Source organism: Hydrogenophaga sp., assembly GCF_051007235.1.
In the GTDB taxonomy this organism is placed as follows: domain Bacteria; phylum Pseudomonadota; class Gammaproteobacteria; order Burkholderiales; family Burkholderiaceae_C; genus Hydrogenophaga.
Genome location: NZ_JBPCSJ010000498.1, coordinates 1 through 3630, shown reverse-complemented (window position 1 = coordinate 3630; position 3630 = coordinate 1). Strand labels below are relative to the sequence as shown.

The window sequence follows — 3630 nt, the reverse complement described above, 5'->3', positions numbered from 1 at the left end:
TCGCGCAGGTTGCGCAGGGTCTCGTGCATCAGCGCCGGCGTGGGCTTGCCGTCGTCGATGTACATGGTGCCGCCGTGGTAGATCACCATGCCGAAGTTGTGGTTGCCACCGAAGGTGTGGTTCCAGGGCAGCCAGTCGACCAGCACCAGCGGCTGATCGGCCAGCACCGGCATGGACTGCGCCATCTGCTGCTGGTTGGCGCACCACATGCGCTGGGTGTTGATCACCGCCTTGGGCATCTTGGTCGAGCCCGAGGTGAACAGGAATTTGACGATGGTGTCCGGCCCGGTGGCGGCCATCGCGGCGTCCACCGCGGGGGTGGGTTCGGTGGCCATGAGGGCGGCGAACGAGGTCGTTTCGCGGCCCGGCACGGTGCCGTGTGCGGTCACCAGCTCCACGTCTTCGCCCAGGGTGGCGAGCATGGCGCGGCTGTAGCGCAGCGCGTCGCTGGCGAACACCAGGCCCGGGGTCAGCGTCTTGATGACGTGCTTGAGCTTGTCATAGTCCTGGCTGATCAGCGAGTAGGGCGGCGAGGTCGGGCAGTAGGCCACACCGGCGTACACACAGCCCAGGGCCAGCAGCGCGTGCTCCAGGTCGTTTTCGCTCAGGATCAGCACCGGACGCTCGGCCGACAACCCACGGTCGAGCAGGCCCTGGCCGATGCGGCGTGCCGCGTCCAGCGCCTGCGCGAACGTGATGTGCTGCCAGTCGCCGCTGCTGCCGTCGGCGTTTTTCACGCGGCGTGCGAACAGGGTCTGGTCCGGGCGTTCTTGGGCCCAGTGCACCAGGCGGTCGGTCAGCCGCTCGGGGAACGTGCCGAGGGCCTGGTCGGCGCGCAGGTAGTGCGTGCCGGTCTCGCCATCGCGCAGCGTGGCGCGGGTGACACCGAACTTCAGGGGGCGGTATTTCGCTGCAGTCATATCAAGTCTCCTAGTTCTTGTCTGTCCGGCGCGCGTGTCCGGTTCCAGAGATGCCGAGGAACCGGCTTCGCCGGGCCTCTGGCATCGCCCCCTTTGAAGGGGGTGACGCCGCAGGCGGCGCGGGGGTCAGTCCTTCTTCACTTTGGCGGCCTTGCCTTCGAGGAACGCGCGCACGCGCTCCTTGGCTTCCGGCGCGCTCTGCGCGATCGAGGCCATCAGCGCCTCGGTGAACAGGCCGTGGTCGGCCGGTTGTTCGGCGATGCGGGGAAGGGCGTGCATCAGCGCGAAGTTGGTCATGCGGGCGTTGGAGGCGATGCGCAGGGCCAGCTCGATGGCCTTGTCCTGTGCCGTGCCGTTGGGCACCAGGTATTGCGCCAGGCCCACGCGTTCGCCGTCGGCGGCGTTGTACACACGGCCGGTCAGCATCATGTCGGTCATGCGGGCGGCGCCGATCAGCTTGGGCACGCGCACCGCGCCGCCGCCGCCGACGAAGATGCCGCGCGTGCCTTCGGGCAGGGCGTAGAAGGTGGATTCATCGGCCACGCGGATGTGGCAGGCGCTGGCCAGCTCCAGGCCACCACCCACCACCGCGCCGTGCAGCGCGGCGATCACGGGCACGGTGCCCTTCTCGACACATTCCAGTGCGGCGTGCCACATGCGCGAATGGAACACGCCGTCGGCCGCGTCGCGCTCGCTCAGCTCCGACAGGTCCAGGCCGGCGCAGAAGTGTTCGCCTTCACCGGCGATCACGGCGGCGCGCACGCTTTGGGGCAGGTTCTGGAAGGCGTCGCGGATGGCCAGGATCAGGCCGTCGTTGAGGGCGTTGCGCTTGGCCGGGCGGGTCAGCGTGACGATGGCAATCTGGTTCTCGTCACCGTGCAGGCGAACGCTCAGGTCGGGGTGTTGTGTGGTCATGGTGGGTCGGGTTTTCGTGCTTGTTCGGTGGTGGAATTATTGTTATAAACAATAACCAAATCAAGAAAAAACCGGGGCCCAAAACCCCGTGTTTACCCTAGTACCCCGACCTGCGAGGAAACCCGATGGACCATCAGAACCTGATCGCGATCGACATCCACACCCACGCCGAAGTGAGCTGTCGCAACCCATTTGACAACTACGGCGAGGAGTACGACCGCGCCGCCGACAAGTACTTCGGCAGCAACCGCCGCCCGACCATCGCCGAGACGGTGGCGTACTACCGCGAACGCAAGATCGGCCTGGTGATGTTCACGGTGGACAGCGAGTCAAAGCTGGGCCGCCGCCGCATCCCGAACGAAGAGATCGCGCAGGCCGCACGCGAGAACAGCGACATGATGGTGGCCTTCGCCAGCATCGACCCCCACAAGGGCAAGATGGGCGCCCGCGAGGCCGAGCGTCTGATCCAAGAGGAAGGCATCAAGGGCTTCAAGTTCCACCCCACGGTGCAGGGCTACCACCCCTACGACAAGATGGCCTGGCCCATCTACGAGGTGATCAACGCGCACAAGCTGCCGGCGATCTTCCACACCGGTCACAGCGGCATCGGCTCGGGCATGCGCTGCGGCGGCGGCCTGCGGCTGGAGTACAGCAACCCCATGCACCTGGACGACGTGGCGATCGACTTCCCGGACATGCAGATCGTCATGGCCCACCCCAGCTTCCCCTGGCAGGACGAGGCGCTGTCGGTCGCCACGCACAAGCCCAACGTCTGGATCGACCTCTCGGGCTGGAGCCCGAAGTACTTCCCCAAGCAGCTGGTGCAATACGCCAACACCCTGCTCAAGGACCGCGTGCTCTTTGGCAGCGACGACCCCCTGATCACGCCCGAGCGCTGGATGAAGGACTTCGAGGTTGCCGGCTTCAAACCCGAGGTGATGCCCGGCATCCTCAAGGGCAACGCTGTGCGCCTGCTCGGTCTGGCCTGATGTTCCGACCCATCCCACCACCCTCAACAGAAGGAGACAAGACGATGACTGCATGGAAATTCAAACTGGCCGGTGTCGCACTGGCCGCCGCCACCAGCGTTGGCGCTTTCGCCCAGGACGTGACGCTGCGCCTGCACCAGTTCCTGCCACCGCAGGGCACGATTCCCGCCAAGGCGATCACGCCCTGGATCAAGAAGATCGAAACCGAGTCCGGTGGCCGTCTGAAGATCCAGATGTTCAGCGCCATGCAGCTGGGCGGCACGCCGCCGCAGCTGTTCGACCAGGCGCGTGACGGCGTGGCCGACATCACCTGGACCGTGCTGGGCTACACCCCGGGCCGCTTCATGAAGACCGAGGTCTTCGAACTGCCGTTCCTGACCGGCCTGTCGTCCGAGGCGTCCTCCAAGGCCCTGTTCGAGTACGTGCAGAAGAACGCGATGGACGAGTTCAAGGACGTCAAGCTGATCACCGTGCACACCCACGGCCCCGGCCTGCTGCACACCAAGCAGCCGGTGACCGGCCTGGAAAGCCTGCGCGGCATGAAGATCCGTGGCGGCACGCGGATCGTCAACAACATGCTGGTCAAGCTGGGCGCGACGCCCGTGGGCATGCCGGTGCCGGCCGTGACCGAAGCCCTGTCCAAGGGCGTGATCGACGGCACCACGATCCCCTGGGAAGTGGGCCCTTCGCTCAAGGTCAACGAACTGGTCAAGAACCACACCACCTTCGCCGGTGGCAACGGCCTGTACGTGACCACGTTCGCGCTGTCGATGAACAAGGCGTCTTACGACAAGCTGCCGGCCGAC

General features: G+C 65.9%; 4 protein-coding genes. 2 read left to right on the top strand and 2 right to left on the bottom strand.

Annotation, left to right across the window (positions count from 1 at the left end):
* Nucleotides 1–920, bottom strand: a 920-nt coding sequence (locus ACR2JA_RS17460; protein ID WP_434010338.1) for an AMP-binding protein, incomplete at its 3' end; no start/stop codon positions are given.
* A gap of 126 nt (nucleotides 921–1046) precedes the next feature.
* Complete coding sequence (locus ACR2JA_RS17455; RefSeq protein ID WP_434010337.1) at nucleotides 1047–1835, bottom strand: crotonase/enoyl-CoA hydratase family protein; 789 nt, start codon at nucleotides 1833–1835, stop codon at nucleotides 1047–1049.
* Nucleotides 1836–1960: 125 nt separating this feature from the next.
* On the opposite strand from ACR2JA_RS17455, the gene ACR2JA_RS17450 reads away from it, so the two are divergent.
* Together ACR2JA_RS17450 and ACR2JA_RS17445 are read left to right on the top strand one after the other, a co-directional pair.
* Complete coding sequence (locus ACR2JA_RS17450; protein WP_434010336.1) at nucleotides 1961–2824, top strand: amidohydrolase family protein; 864 nt, start codon at nucleotides 1961–1963, stop codon at nucleotides 2822–2824.
* Nucleotides 2825–2868: 44 nt separating this feature from the next.
* On the top strand, nucleotides 2869–3630 hold a 762-nt coding region (locus ACR2JA_RS17445), incomplete at its 3' end, for a TRAP transporter substrate-binding protein (RefSeq protein WP_434010335.1).